General features: G+C 68.9%; 13 protein-coding genes. 2 read left to right on the top strand and 11 right to left on the bottom strand.

What is annotated here, in order from left to right; genetic code table 11:
- Nucleotides 1-54: 54 nt before the first annotated feature.
- The 11 genes from recQ to GXY35_10445 form a co-directional block, all read right to left on the bottom strand.
- On the bottom strand, nt 55-1,863 hold the full coding sequence (recQ, locus tag GXY35_10495; protein ID NLW95005.1) for a DNA helicase RecQ: 1,809 nt from the start codon (nt 1,861-1,863) through the stop codon (nt 55-57).
- A 578-nt stretch (nt 1,864-2,441) separates the two neighbouring features.
- A complete protein-coding gene (locus tag GXY35_10490; protein NLW95004.1) occupies nt 2,442-3,605 on the bottom strand; it encodes a Fic family protein in 1,164 nt (387 codons plus the stop codon).
- 230 nt (nt 3,606-3,835) lie between these two features.
- A complete protein-coding gene (locus GXY35_10485; protein ID NLW95003.1) occupies nt 3,836-4,462 on the bottom strand; it encodes a V-type ATP synthase subunit D in 627 nt (208 codons plus the stop codon).
- Nucleotides 4,463-4,524: 62 nt separating this feature from the next.
- The gene (locus GXY35_10480; protein ID NLW95002.1) at nt 4,525-5,898 is read right to left on the bottom strand and encodes a V-type ATP synthase subunit B; all 1,374 of its coding nucleotides are present in this window, start codon (nt 5,896-5,898) and stop codon (nt 4,525-4,527) included.
- Nucleotides 5,895-7,673, bottom strand: coding sequence for a V-type ATP synthase subunit A (locus GXY35_10475; GenBank protein ID NLW95001.1), 1,779 nt, complete (start codon nt 7,671-7,673; stop codon nt 5,895-5,897). The genes GXY35_10480 and GXY35_10475 overlap by 4 nt, the downstream gene beginning before the upstream one ends.
- A gap of 135 nt (nt 7,674-7,808) precedes the next feature.
- A complete protein-coding gene (locus GXY35_10470; protein NLW95000.1) occupies nt 7,809-8,180 on the bottom strand; it encodes a hypothetical protein in 372 nt (123 codons plus the stop codon).
- The gene (locus tag GXY35_10465) at nt 8,173-9,117 is read right to left on the bottom strand and encodes a hypothetical protein (protein ID NLW94999.1); all 945 of its coding nucleotides are present in this window, start codon (nt 9,115-9,117) and stop codon (nt 8,173-8,175) included. The genes GXY35_10470 and GXY35_10465 overlap by 8 nt, the downstream gene beginning before the upstream one ends.
- The gene (locus GXY35_10460) at nt 9,101-9,712 is read right to left on the bottom strand and encodes a hypothetical protein (GenBank protein ID NLW94998.1); all 612 of its coding nucleotides are present in this window, start codon (nt 9,710-9,712) and stop codon (nt 9,101-9,103) included. The genes GXY35_10465 and GXY35_10460 overlap by 17 nt, the downstream gene beginning before the upstream one ends.
- Nucleotides 9,709-10,239, bottom strand: coding sequence for a V-type ATP synthase subunit K (locus tag GXY35_10455; protein NLW94997.1), 531 nt, complete (start codon nt 10,237-10,239; stop codon nt 9,709-9,711). Before GXY35_10455 ends, GXY35_10460 begins: the two co-directional genes overlap by 4 nt.
- 62 nt (nt 10,240-10,301) lie before the next feature.
- Entirely contained in the window at nt 10,302-12,359 is a 2,058-nt protein-coding gene (locus GXY35_10450) for a hypothetical protein (GenBank protein ID NLW94996.1), read from the bottom strand.
- 3 nt (nt 12,360-12,362) lie between these two features.
- Nucleotides 12,363-12,671 carry a hypothetical protein gene (locus GXY35_10445; GenBank protein ID NLW94995.1) on the bottom strand — a complete coding sequence of 103 codons (309 nt, stop codon included), beginning with the start codon at nt 12,669-12,671 and terminating at the stop codon, nt 12,363-12,365.
- 275 nt (nt 12,672-12,946) lie between these two features.
- Here GXY35_10445 and GXY35_10440 point away from each other — a divergent pair, with 275 nt between their 5' ends.
- Nucleotides 12,947-13,561: an outer membrane protein assembly factor BamE gene (locus GXY35_10440; protein NLW94994.1), complete on the top strand. Its 615-nt coding sequence runs from the start codon at nt 12,947-12,949 to the stop codon at nt 13,559-13,561.
- A gap of 19 nt (nt 13,562-13,580) precedes the next feature.
- A complete protein-coding gene (locus GXY35_10435; GenBank protein ID NLW94993.1) occupies nt 13,581-14,240 on the top strand; it encodes an outer membrane protein assembly factor BamE in 660 nt (219 codons plus the stop codon).
- The last annotated feature ends 150 nt before the right edge of the window (nt 14,241-14,390 follow it).

The raw sequence follows: 14,390 nt of genomic DNA, 5'->3' as shown, positions 1-14,390 counted from the left end.
GCCTTTAATCGTCCCGAGGACGATTAAAGGCGTATCTCTTTCCTCCCGAAACAGTTACGTACAACGTCTACAATTGCTGACGTGCGTACGGATGGCGGCAAGGAAAACGGAGCCGAACTGTCTGCACTTCTTTTCCCCCACTCCGTTGACTTCCATGAATTCCGCGGGAGTGCAGGGTCTCCTGCGGGCCATGTCGCGGAGCGCGGCGTCGCCGAACACGACATACGCCGGGACCCCCTTCCTGCGCGCGACATCCCTTCGCACCGCACGCAGCTCCTCGAATAGTCCCGCGTCCACCCCCTCCCACGAGTCCTTTGCCGTCCTGGCCGTTCTGGGCCGGCCTTTCGCGGGCGCGAGCAGGCGGGGGCTTTCCTCCCCCCTCAGCACGCGCCAGCCCTTCTCGGTGACCTTGAGGACGTGGTAGTCGCCGGTCTTCCGTACGCACCCCTGCGCCGCGAGCTGTTCGAGCCAGTCGCGTACGGCGCGTTGAGGGAATGCGGACAGGATGCCGTAGGTGCTCAGCGCATCGTGCCCGTTCCCGAGAATCCGCTGATCGCGCGAACCGATCAGAACGGCGGCCGTGTAGTCGCCTCCGAACCGCTCCCCGAGACGCACGACGCAGGAGAGGATCTTTCGGCCGAGCGTCAGGGGGTCCTCCACGCAGTCCAGATCCCCGAGGCACACGTCGCAGGCCGCGCAATTCTCCCTGTCCTGGCCCTGCCCGAAGTAGTCCAGGATCGCCCGGTGCCGGCACACCACCCCGGTGCAGTACCGGTACATGTCGTTCAGCTTGCGGATGGAGATCTCACGCGCCTCCGGCTTCTCCCCGCGCATGATCCGGTTCCAGATTCCATAGTCGCCGCCGGAGTAGAGCAGGCAGCACTCGGCCTCGAGCCCGTCGCGGCCGGCCCGTCCGCTCTCCTGCTGGTAGTGCTCGATCGACTTCGGCATCCCCGCGTGGATCACGTACCGCACGTTGGACTTGTCGATGCCCATCCCGAAGGCGATGGTGGCGACGATGATGCCGCACCGCTCCTCGATGAAGGCGTCCTGGCTCGCCTTCCGGTCTTCGTCCGCCATGCCCGCGTGGTACGGCATCGCGCGATAGCCCTTCGCGGCCAGGGCGGCGCACAGATCGTCGACATCCGCCCGCCGGATGCAGTAGACGATCCCCGATTCGCCCTTGTGCCGGTCCAGGACCGCTTGGACCTGTTGCATCCTTGCCGTGCGCCGCTCGACCTTGTAGACGAGATTCGGCCGGTCCATCGAGCCGACCAGCTCCTCGGGATCCTCCAGACGCAGGTACCGCGCGATGTCGCGGCGCACCGGCTCCGTGGCGGTGGCGGTGTAGGCGTGGACGGCGACGCCCGGCAACGCATCCTTCAGCAGGCCCAGCCGCCGGTACTCCGGCCGGAAGTCGTGCCCCCACATGCTCACGCAGTGGGCCTCATCGACGGCGAAGAAGGAGGGGCTGGCCCGTTGGAGAAACTCCATGAAGCCGTCCGCGAAGATCCGCTCCGGCGACAGGTAGAGGAGCTTGAGCCCCTTCTTCCGTATCCGGTCCAGAACGGCTCGACGCTCCCCGGGCGTTTGGGTGCTGTCGATGCGCGCCGCGGGCACCCCGCACTCCGTCAACGCGTCGACCTGGTCCTTCATCAGCGACAGCAGGGGGGAGACCACGACCGCCATGCCCGGCATCGTGACCGCCGGCGCCTGGAAGCAGAGCGACTTCCCTCCCCCCGTCGGCAGGACGACGATGCAGTCGCGGCCCGCGACGACGCACCCCATCGCCCGCTCCTGGAGCGGCAGAAACCCCTCGTAGCCCCAGTACTTCCTCAGCGCCTTCTTGACGCCCTCGATCATGTCGGCCCCGCCCGCATCGCGGTGGATTCCGCGCGCTTCCGCCCTTCGCGCCCGCGCTTCCCGCCGCGGAGCATCGACGTCCCGGAATGCATCAGCAGTGTAATCAGTTGCGGGGGGTGTGTAAAGACGCGGCGATAGGAGCGGGGCGGGTCACCAGGCACTGCGGCGATGGGCGCTCCCATGATCGCACGCGTACACGCATTTTTCAGGGTCGATAAACGCCTGTACGGCCATTTTTGAGGGGGTAAAACGGCGTAACACGCTGGTGTTGAGAAGGGTATCGTGGTCCGACCCCGATTTGAACTCGCTCGTTGAGTTCGGCTACCTTCTCTATGGCGCGCCACGCCCTGCTGGTACTCATCGCTGCCGGATCCTTTCAGAAACTCCATCTCCGCCCGATCGAGGTGTGACGTGCGGTCGGTTTTCAACCGTATCAGATCCTGCCTCCGCACAACGCGAAGGACGATGCCTTTCCGCCGCTTCTCGGTATGCGCACGCGCGATCATCTTCTTACGTAGCGGCGAGTTCCTGCACCTTTGCAAAGGCAAGATCGAACGGAGAAGGCAGCCTCGGATCGGTCATAGCGGTTCGGTTCCCTCACTCAAGATTCCGATGTAGGTGTCGTAGGCGAAGAGACGGTTTCTCTTGCGCGCGCCTATCTCCTTGACGATCCCGAGATCGGCGAGATGCCGGATGGATGAACGGACCGTCGGCTCGGTCAGATCCAGGGCGCGCGCGGCCGTGGGGACCGTCGTAAGGGGTTTGCGCTTCAAGTACTGATACACGCGCAGCGCGGAACCCGCAGGGCGTCCGATCCTCTGGATACGCTCTCGATCCTCTTCGAACAGTGCGAGAAGCCTCGTCGCGGTATGCGCGGCTTGATCGCACGTGGCTTTCACCCCCCGCAAGAAATACTCCAGCCAGCCCTGCCAGTCCCCTTCGGTCCTCACCTTGCCCAGGAGTTCGTAGTACTGCGCACGGTGTTTCTTGAAATACAGACTCAAGTACAGCAGCGGCTCCTTGAGCACGTTTTCCGCACAGAGGAGCAGCGTGATCAGCAGCCGCCCGAGCCGGCCGTTCCCGTCCAGAAACGGATGGATTGTTTCGAACTGCACGTGGCTCAAGGCGGCCTTGATGAGCGTGGGGGTCGGGAGGGGATCGTTGTGAAGGAATTTTTCAAGGGCGCCCATGCACTCCATGACGTTTGCCGGCGGAGGCGGGACGAAGAGCGCATTGCCCGGCCGCGTGCCGCCGATCCAGTTCTGCGATCTACGGAATTCCCCCGGATCCTTGTCGTGCCCGCGCCCCTTGGAGAGAAGGATATGGTGAATCTCTCGAATCAGGCGGAGCGACAGAGGGAAACCTTCCCCGAGCCGCTGCACGCCGTGCGTCAGGGCGGCGACGTAGTTCGATACTTCCCGGACGTCATCCCGCGGGACTCCTGGGACGCCCTCGTCCTCGAACAAGAGCAGGTCGGCAAGCGAGGATTGCGTCCCCTCGATCTGCGAGGAGAGGACCGCTTCCTTGCGGATGTACATGTAGAGCACCAGTGATACCTCCGGCAGCGCCGACGCCAAACCGTCGAGTTTGCCGAGGGCTCTGTTGGCTTTCTCGTAGAGATCCTGGATCGCGGCAACCGAGGGCATGGCGGCGGGTGGAAGAGGATCGGGGATGAACGCCCTGCAGACTTCTCCCGCCGTCGAGATGGCTACGTAACGTCCTGAAGGGGTTCTTGTTGTCATGATATGCAAGATCTTTTCTTATCCTAAACGATAGGAAAAGATAGCATCTTATCTTTTCCCATGCAAGATAATCTTCAGGGGAGACGTTGTATCCAACTGATTGCTCCGCAAAGAAATACGCCTTTAATCGCCCCCGGGGCGATTAAAGGCGTATTTCTTTTCACCCGAAGCAGTTACATACAACGTCTACCGGGATGACAAAAATGCAGCGAGACTTCTGCGACACGACACTACATCCCGCGGGCTTCGAGGATCTCCTTGACCTTCATCAGGCGGACACGTGAGCTGCGGTCCGCCTCCTCGAGCTTCGCCTCGATGGTTTTCCTGGCCGAGGCGATCCCCGGTATCATAACGTACTCGAGCGCGTTGACGCGGCGGCGCGTCTTCTCGATCTCGCGGACGAGGCGCCGCAGAAGCTCCTCGAGCGAGGCGAGCTCGACGATCATCGGGAGCAACGAGCCGAGCCGGCTGGCGGCGAGATCGAGCTCGGGCGGCGTGGCGACGAGGCTGTACGCCATCTCGACCCGGAACTCCCCCATCGAGAACGACGGGGCTCCGATGCCCATCACCCGCACCGTGTCCGCCGTGATCACGGCCTCGCCCCGGCACTCCTCGAGCGCGCGCGACACCGTCTCCCGCGAGGAGCTCGCGGCGGCGAGGGCGAAGAGGCCGAGCGTCCGCGGCAGCGCCCCGTCGACGAGGCGGCGCTTCCGCCGGTACTCCGCGACGCGCGGGATGAACTCCTTCACCAGCCCCTCGAGTTTCTCCTTGAGGAGCTTGTGTCCGCGCACCGACAGGTCGAGGCGCGCGCGGAGCTTGAGCAGCTCCATCCGGTTCGGGTTGACGGCGATCTGCATAATGTCCGGTTGCAAGCCGTACGCTATAAGTTCAGCTTGCGTAAGTACTGTGAGCTTGCAGCTTATAGCTTCTTGTAGTACTTCCTGATCTGCTCCACCTTGATCCGCTTGAGCTCCTCCTCTGGCAATATGCCGAGGAGCCGCCATCCGATGTCGAGGGCCGCGGCGATCTCCCGGTTCTCCGCCTCCCCCTGCGCGATGAACTCCTTCTCGAAGCGCTCGGCGAACTTCACGTAGAGGACGTCGATCGGCGTGAGCGCCGACTCGCCGAGCACCACCGCGATCTCCTTCGCCGACCGCCCGCGCGCGTAGGCGGCGTAGAGCTGGTTCATCACCCCCGAGTGGTCCTCGCGCGTCTTCCCCTCGCCGATGCCGCGGTCCTTCAGTCGCGAGAGCGAGGGGAGGACGTCCACGGGCGGATAGATCCCCTCGTTGTGCAGGGAGCGGGAGAGGATGATCTGCCCCTCCGTGATGTAGCCGGTGAGGTCGGGGATCGGGTGCGTCTTGTCGTCCTCGGGCATCGTGAGTATGGGCATCTGCGTGATCGAGCCGCCCTTGCCCTTGATCCGGCCGGCGCGCTCGTAGATCGTGGACAGGTCCGTGTAGAGGTAGCCGGGGTAGCCGCGGCGGGAGGGGACCTCCTTCCGCGCGGCCGAGACCTCGCGCAGCGCCTCGCAGTAGTTCGTCATATCGGTCATCACCACGAGGATGTGCATCCCCACCTCGTAGGCGAGGTACTCCGCGGCGGTGAGCGCCATCCGGGGCACCGCGATCCGCTCGATCGGCGGATCGTTGGCGAGGTTGATGAAGAGGACCGCGCGCTCGAGGGCCCCGGTCCTCTCGAACTCCCGCATAAAGAAGTCGGCCTCCTCGAAGGTGATCCCCATCGCGGCGAAGACGACCGCGAACTGCTCGCCGGTCTTCAGGACCTTCGCCTGCCGGGCGATCTGCGCGGCGAGCCGGGAGTGCGGCAGGCCCGACGCCGAGAAGATGGGGAGCTTCTGCCCGCGGACGAGCGTGTTGAGGACGTCGATCGTGGAGATGCCGGTCTGGATGAACTCCATCGGGTAGTCCCGGGCCTCGGGGTTGATCGGGATGCCGTTGACGTCGAGGTACTTCTCCGGGATGAGGGCGGGGCCGCCGTCGATCGTGCGGCCGAAGCCGTCGAACACCCTCCCGACGATGTCGCGCGAGAGCCCGATCTGGAGCCCCTTGCCGAGGAACTTGACGCGCACCGAGCCGGGGGTGAGGCCGCTCGTCCCCTCGAAGACCTGCACGAGCGCCTTGTCCTCGTGGACCTCGAGGACCTGCCCGTGCCGCACGGCGCCCCCGGGCATCAGGATCTCGGCGATCTCACCGAAGGCGACGCCGCCCACGTCCTGCACCAGCATCAGCGGTCCGACGATGTTCTCTACGGTCAGGTATTCCTTCCTCATAGCCGTTCTCCGCGTAATTTGAGGGCCTCGATCGCAGCGCGAACCCGCTCCCGGAGCTCGTCGAGCCTCCCGAGCTCCTCCTCCGGCACCCCCTTCGCGCGGGAGATCTCGGCGCGCACGGGCAGGGCGATGACATCGTCGAGCTCGGCGCCCACGGCGATCGCCGCGTACGCCCAGTGGTAGAAGGCGATGATGATCTGCAGCAGCTTGAACTGCTTGGGGAGCGAGGTGTAGGTGTCCACCGGGTCGTGCGCGTTCTGGTGAAGGAAGTCCTCGCGGATCATCTTGGCGGCCTCCATCAGGAGGCGGTCCTGCGCGGAGAGGGCGTCCATCCCGACGAGCCGGACGAGCTCGTCGAGCTCCGACTCCCGCTTGAGGATGGCCATCGCCCCCTGGCGGTTGTTCGCCCAGTACTGGTTCACGTCCCGGCTGGCCGCCCCATCCACGAGCTCCTGGTAGAGGGAGTAGCTCTGGAGCCAGTTGATGGCGGGGAAGTGGCGCTGGCCCGCGAGCTTGTCGTCGAGGCGCCAGAAGACCTTGACCACCCGGAGCGTCGCCTGGACGACCGGCTCGGAGAGGTCGCCGCCGGGGGGGCTGACGGCCCCGATGACCGACAGGCTCCCCTCCCGGTCCGCGCTCCCCTCGCAGACCACCCGCCCGGCGCGCTCGTAGAAGCTCGCGATGCGGGAGGCGAGGTAGGCGGGGTATCCCTCCTCGCCCGGCATCTCCTCGAGCCGCCCCGACATCTCGCGCATCGCCTCGGCCCAGCGCGACGTCGAGTCGGCCATCAGGGCGACGCTGTACCCCATATCGCGGTAATACTCGGCGATGGTAATGCCGGTGAAGACGGAGGCCTCGCGGGCGGCGACCGGCATATTGGAGGTGTTGGCGACGAGGACGGTGCGCTCGATGAGCGGGCGCCCCGTGCGCGGGTCGGGGAGCTGCGGGAACTCGATCAGCACCTCGGTCATCTCGTTGCCCCGCTCGCCGCAGCCGACGTAGACGATCAGGTCCGCGTCGGCCCATTTCGCCAGCTGGTGCTGGACCACGGTCTTGCCGCTGCCGAACGGGCCCGGCACGCAGGCGGTGCCGCCCTTCGAGATGGGGAAGAACGTGTCGAGCACGCGCTGACCGGTCACGAGCGGCTTCTCGGGCGGGATGCGCCTCTTCACGGGGCGCGGCGTCCGCACCGGCCACCTCTGGAGGAGCGGCACGTCCCGCGTCCCGTCCGCCGTCCGGAGCGTGGCGACCGCGTCGTCGAGCGTGAGCTCCCGCTCCGCGACGGACTCGACCGTCCCCTCCATCCCCGGCGGGACCATCACGCGGTGCTCGATGACGGCGGTCTCCTGGATGACGCCGAGGATGTCCCCCCCGCGCACCCGGTCGCCCTTCTTCGCCCGCGGGACGAAGCGCCACTTCTTCGTCCGGTCGATGGCGGGGGCCTCGGCGCCGCGCACCACGAAGTCGCCGTACTTCGCGCGCAGCCGGTCCAGCGGCCGCTGCACCCCGTCGAAGATGGAGGTCAGGAGCCCCGGGCCGAGGTCCACCGTGAGGGGCGCCCCGGTCGACACGACCGGCTCCCCGGGGCCGATGCCGCCCGTCTCCTCGTAGACCTGGATGGAGTATCGCCCGCCGCGGATCTCGATGACCTCGCCGAAGAGGCCCATCGTACCGACGCGCACCATCTCGTACATCCGGGCGCCCTCGAGCCCCTCGGCCACGACGAGCGGCCCGCTCACCTTCACGATCGTCCCCTGGGTCTTCCTCTCGCTCATCCCTCGTTCTCCTTGGCGCCGGCGAACAGTGCGTAGGCCGAACGGTTCAGACGGCTCGATCCGCGTTCATACTGCGTGATCCGCGTTGCTCCGCATCCCGCTTCGCTTCGTCGCGCCCTCCGCGGCCAACGCCCCCTACTCCTCCTCGATGCGGGCGACCTGCTCGCCGACCGACTCGGAGGACGCGCGCGCGATCAGGTCCACGCCCACCGACCGGACGATGGCGTGCCGCATCCTCTCGAGCCCCGCGCTCTTCTCCCGCCGGCGCGTCGGGATGACCAGGAGGGCGTGCCTCCCCTCCTCCTCGAACTCCCCGACGGCGTCCGGGGCCAGCGCGGCCGCCTCCTCCGTCAGCAGGACGAGTGAGCCGGGGGGCTCCTCGGCGAGCCCCGCGAGCGCCCGCCGGACCCCGTCGGCGTCCTCCGCGGGCCTGAGCACGGCCCCCGCCGCGCGGAACGGCAGAATGACCTGCGCGTTCCCGATGACCAGCATCCGCCCCTCAGCCATTGCGCAACCTCGTCCTGACGTCGGCGCGGTCCAGCGGGGTCAGCACCGCCGCGATGCAGAGCCGCAGGTTCAGGTGCTCGACCCAGAGCATCCTGACGTAGAAGAGGACACGCCCCGGGCCGCTGACCTCGTACGCCGCGCCCCGCGCGACGGCGGTGAGGAAGTCGTCGGCCTGCCGCCCGAACGTCTCGTCGAACTTCTCGGCCGTCGGCTCGAAGCCTGGCGGCGCGATGAGTTTCGCGAGCGCCGCCGGGTCCTTGCCCGCGCCGGCGAGCGCCCGGCGCGGCGGCGCGGCGAGCGCGTCCCGGAAGAAGAAGCCGTCGAGCCACTCCATCCCGAGCCCCTCCCGGAAGGCGCGCCAGCAGACCCCGAGGACCGCGAGGGAGATGCGCGCGTCGAGAAACGGGGCGAGCCCCGGGCGCGCCGCCGCGATGCGGCGCAGCTCCCCCAGGAACGCGGAGTCCGTCCAGAGCGAGAACGCCCTGACGGGCTGGGAGGCGAACAGCCCCCGCCGCTCCGCGGGCACCGAGAAACCGGCCAGCCACGGGTGCCCGCCTCCCAGGCGGGACGCCCAGCGCTCGACCTCCTCCGCGGATCCGCGCGCCACATCCGATTCCGCGAGCAGCCCGTGGACGTCGCGGAGCTCCGCCTCGCGCCGGACGATATCCACGGGCCCGTCCGGGGGGCACCCCTCCCCGAGCGAGTCGAGGCATTCCCGCAGGTGCCCGTCGAGGACGCGGTCGTACGCCTCGAGCGACGCCGGATGCGGGAAGAGCTCCCCGTAGGTGGTCTTGCCGAGGAGGGCGGCCGCCGCCGCGGCGTCCGGGGCGTCCAAGAGCTCCCGGAAGAACGCCCCGTCGAGGAGGTCCCGCTCGAGCGCGGCGCACCGGCCCGACACATACCCCCACTCCGCGGCCGATTCAGTCCGCGCCGCCATCCCCCCCCCCGAAGAGCTCGCGCTCGAGGCGCGGCGCCATCTCCCTCTTCCGCTCCTCGAGCCACCCGTCGAGCGAACGCTCGACCACGTACTGCGCGGTCCTGACGACGAAGCCGCTCTCGAAGGGCGCCCGGGCCCCGGACATCGTAAACGCCGCCTCGGCGGGGCGGGAGGCGTTGGCCTCCCGCACCAGCTCCCCCACGAGGGCCGCGTCGCGCTCCGCCGGGACCACCTCGCCGCCCCGGGGCGCGTCGACCGTCGCCAGCCAGGCCGCGAGGATGCCGCGGTAGCGGCCGGGCGGGATGCGCAGCGCCTCCTCGCGCGCGGCGGAGAAGATGCCGTCGATCACGCGGTTGCGGGCGGCGAGGAGGGCGAGGCGCGCGTCGCGCCGGGAGCGGGAGACCTCGCGGAACGCCTCCTGCGAGAGGCGGAGGCGCTCCGCCTCGATCTCCGCGAGGGCCTTGCGCTCCTCCTGGACCCGGGCCTCCTCGAGGAGGCCCCGGAGCCCCTCCCGCGCCTCGGCGACGACGTGGGCGGCCTCCGCCTCGGCCTCCGCCCGCACCGCCCCCCGTATCCGCTCCATCGCGCGGTTCATTGGGCGGCGGCGCCCACGGTGACGGCGCCGGGCGCGGTGACCCAGATGATCATCAGGATGGCCGCGAGGAGCGCGATGACCGCGTACGTCTCGACGAGCGCCGGCAGGAGGATGGCCCGCCCGCTCTCGTCCGGCTTCTTGGCGGTGAGGTTGATCGCCGCGGCGGACGTCTCGCCCTGGAAGATGGCGCTCTTCCACTCCACGACGCCGGTGGCGAGGCCGATGAAGAAGATGGCGATGCCGACGAGCGGCGTCGTCTCGACCTTCCCGCCGATCAGACCGCACCGCAGCGCGATCATAATGGCGCAGATGAAGCCGTAGAAGCCCTGCGTGCCGGGCAGGGCGATGAGGACCAGCAGCTTGCCGAAGAGCTCCGGCTGCTCTGAGAGCACGCCGCCCGCCTGCGCCCCCGCGACGCGTATCCCCTTCGCGCTGCCCAGGCCCGAGAGCATCACCGACGCCATGGCCCCGGCCACGGCCCACGCGAACCCCGTCTGGAGAAGATAGTGACTCAACAGTGCGACCATACCCCCCTCCTCTTTGACGGACCGCCCGTCGCGGACCCCGCCGCGCGACGGCCCGAGTCCCCTCATCCGCCGAGCTGCACGCTTTCGCTCGAGAAGCCGTGCGGCTCGAACCACCGCCCGTCCCCCTGGTAGAAACGCCCGAAGAACTCGAGGAGGATCAGGCGCGCCGAGTGCACAAAGGCGCTCAGGATGCTCATCACGAAGTTGAACAGGTGCCCCGCGATCATCACGAGCACCACCAGCACGCCCCCGCACCACCACGCCGACATGGCCCCCCCGAGGGCGGGGAAGACGCTCGTCACGATCTCGGGGACGATGGTGGCGATGATGTTGAACGACATCCCCACGATGTAGGTGTTCAGCCCGAGCGCGAGCAGGCGCGAGTAGCTGAGCACGTCGCCCACGAACGAGGTCGTGCCGTACGACCCCAGGATGCCGTAGAGGCTGACGAGGCCGGTGACGATCCTCGCCGGCCACCCCTCCTGGTCGCGCCCCTGGGTCAGGACGAGCCCGGCGGCGGAGAGGACGACGAGGCCCCCGCTGACGCGCGTCAGCAGGGAGCCGCCCGCGCCGCCGATGGCCGAGACGGCGAAGACGAGCAGTCCCCCGAGGTAGACGAGCCAGAGCACCCCGTCGAAGAGCGCCCCCGCGACGTTCCCCTGCCGCCAGTCCTTCATCGCGCGCAAGAGGATGCCGTAGAACTGCGTCGCCACCCCGATGCCGAGGGAGAGCACGAGGGCGACGACCGGCTTGGCGAGCATATCGATGAGCGTGGTCGCCTGGACGAACCGGAGGAAGGCGTTGTCCTTCCCGAGGTAGTCGGCGGAGTAGATGTCGGCCGCCCAGCTCCCCGTCACGACCCCGAAGAGGATGCAGCTCGCGCCGCAGTACAGGAAGAGGCGGAAGAACTCGCGTATGTTCTCCTGGGCGGCGTAGCGCCGCATCAGCCGCCAGGAGCACCACGAGAGGAGGAGGCCGTAGACCACGTCCGCGAAGCAGATGCCGAAGAACGCGAGGAAGACGGCCAGGAGGAACGGCGTCGGGTCGAAGGTGAAGTAGTTGGGGAGGCCGAACATACTGATCAGGAGCTGCCCCGGGCGGGCCCACCGCCCGAGCCGGATGGAGACCGGCACGCTCTCCGACGGCTCGGGGTCGGCGAGGGCGACGCCGGCCCCGGGGAACGCCTCCTCGACGGAGGAGGCGAGGCCCCTCGCGTCAGCCTCGCGGACGTAGCCGCGGGCCACCCCGACCTTCCTGGAGCAGACCATCGCGGAGGCGCGCTCGCCGCGGCGCTTCTCGCTCTCCCAGTGCCCCTTGAGGCACCGGAGCATGCGAACCGTATCGGGGGCGAGCAGCTCCCGGATCGCCCGGTCGCAGCCGGCGAGCCCCTCCCGGACCGCCGCCTTCTCCGCCTCGATTCCGGCGAGGCGCTCCGCGGCGACCCCGTCGAACTCCGGGTAGTCGCGCACGTGGAAGCCGTGGGCCCGGAGGATGCCGGCGCACCGCGCCGCGTCCGCGGCGAGCCCGGCCCCCGCCAGGACGATGCGCTCGCCCTCGCGCCTCCTGATCTGCCAGGCGAGCAGGGCCGAGGCCTCGGCGTCGCGGGCGAGGTTCTCGACCCGCGCGGCGTCGCCGTCGAAGACGATGCAGAACGTCCGCCGGAGCCCCTTGAGTCGCGATAGCGGCGCGGCGACGAAGGAGAACTCGCCTAGGAGGCCGCGCTCGTGCTCGAGGTGGTGCATCCTCGCGAGGAGGCCCTTCCGCTCCGCGGTCTTCTCTTTCACGCGCCCGTGGAGGCCCTTGAGATCGACGCCCCGGAGCGCCGACTCCATCTCACCCGCCGACACCACCGCCTTGACCGGCAGCATCGCGTCGAGGAAGCTCTTCTTGGCGGGAGCGACGGCCTCCGCCTCGGCGAGGAGGTCCCTGATCCAGGCCAGGCGCTCGGCCGCCTCCTGGCAGTCGATGCAGAGCGGCCCGCCCGCCCCGGAGAGCCGGGCGAACTCCCCGTCGCAGCGCTCGAGGTGGAGCACCCCCCGGTCGAAGAGCCACTCCTCGACCGCCTCGCCGTCCCGCGCGGGGAATAGGAGGGTGATCCGCTTCATCCGCTCGATGGCCACGCCTTACCCCTTCAGAAGCATCTCGACGATCCCGCGGACGCAGCCCCCGGCGCGGGCGGCGCGCACCGCCTCGACCGCCGCCACGTTCCGATCGCGCTCGCGGGCGACCTGCGCGACGGACTCCGCGAGCGAGGCCTCGTGGGCGCGCGCCAGCCGCTCCTTTTCCTCGCGGACGCGCCGCGCCGCCTCCTCGCGGATCCGCTTCCGCCCCTCCTCGGCGCCGCCGAGTATCTCCTTCGCCTCCGCCTGGGCCGCGGCGACGATCTTCGCGGCCTCCTCCTCCACGCCGAGTATCTCGTCCTCGAGGTTCATCGCTTCGCCCCCCTCCGCGCCCGTCCGGAAGTGCCGGCACTTCGGCCATCGTGCCACAATCGGCACACCCGCGCAACGAAAATGGGGACACGAAAAATGGGGCGCTTCCCGCGGGGCGCGGGACAGGCGGGCGCCGGCGGCGGGGCCTGCCGCGTCCCATAGGACCCATAGGTCCTATAGGACCTATGGGACACCTGGAACTGCACTGCGGAAGGGCCTCTTTTCTCCCCTTTTCGGCTTGAGGGGCCGCCGTCCCTGTGGCACAATCGCGCCGCATGAAGACGCGCTTCGCGGCGCTCGCCTGCGCCGCACTCGCGGCCGGCGCCCCGGCGGGCGCCGACACGCTCACCTACAGGGACGGACGGACCCTCCGCTGCGTCATAGAGGAGGAGACGGCCGCCGCCGTCACCGTCGTCCTTCACGGCCGCCGCGTGGAGATCCCGCGCTCGCTGATCGCCTCGACAACGCGCGAGGACGGCGCCGAGAACGCCGCGCTCCTGGGAACCTGGGAGCGGGCGCGAAGGGCGGACAAGGCCGCGACCCCGGGGCCGCCCACGGCGCCTCCGCCCGATCCGCCGCCCGCCGCAACGCCTTACGCGGGGCTCCCGGAACCGGCGGACGCCGCGGAGAGCCACCCGCCCCGGCCCGACCCCCCGGACCGGCGGCGCGAACTCCGATGGAAACAGGAAGTCGGGGCGGCCATCCGTGAACGCCGGGTCCTCGTCGGGATGACGGAGCGGGAGGCGCGGGCGGCGTGGGGGAGCCCCGACCTCACGCATCCGGTGCGGGGGCCGCACACCTCGACCGACCGGTGGACCTACCGCCGCGAGGGGGAGGGCCTGGTGGACCTCTATTTCGAGAACGGCGTACTGACGCAGATCAACCGCTGAACGAAAGGAGCGTCTCCCGGTGAACCGCCGCGGATTGTCTTTCGCCCCGCTCCTGGCGGCGTGTATCGTTTCCCCCGCCGCGGCGGACACCGTGACCTGCGCGAACGGTTCGCGCTACACGGGCGTCATCGCCGGGGAGACCGACACGCATCTCGTCCTCCGCGTGGGGGGGGCGGAGCTGTTCTTGTCGCGCTCCTCCATCGTCTCCGTGCGGAAGGACTCGCCCGAGGAGGACCGGCGGCTGGCGGAGGAGTGGCAGACGCGCGACGCCCGCTACAAGGACGAGAGCGCGCAGGCGGAGAGCAACCCGCCCCCTCCCGGGCCCGCCCCCTCCCCGACCCCCGTTTCAAACGAGCAGCCGGAGGAGGAGACCGGCCCCGAGACGGGGCCGTTCGTCTTCCCCGCCCAGCCCCCGTTCAGCGGCCCCGCGGCCCCGCCCTCCCCCGACCCGGTCGCCGAGCGGCTCTCGCGCGAGCGCGCGGTGCGCGCGGCGATCCGCCGGAAGGAGGTGCTCCCGGGGATGACGCCGCGGGAGGTCCGGGACGCCTGGGGCTGGCCCGATTTGACGCACCCGGTCCACGGCGTCGGCGTCTACACCGACCGCTGGATCTACACCCGCGACGGCGCCAGGACGATCGTCTACTTCAACCGCGGCACGGTGACGCGCGTGGAGCCTTAGCCGCCCTCTCCGCGCTAAAAGGGTGTAATCGCAATACGATAATGTCCTATTCGTGCAAAGTTAAAATGTCCTATTCGGGAGTTGGTAAACTGCCCGCTTTCCGTGACGGGGAAGGGGGGCAAAGTGACCTGGAAGGGCATGCTGGTTATG

This window comes from Chlamydiota bacterium (genome assembly GCA_012729785.1).
GTDB lineage: Bacteria > Auribacterota > Tritonobacteria > UBA1439 > UBA1439 > UBA1439.
The sequence above is the reverse complement of the archived record's forward strand: the minus strand, read 5'-3'. Positions and strand labels throughout refer to the sequence as shown.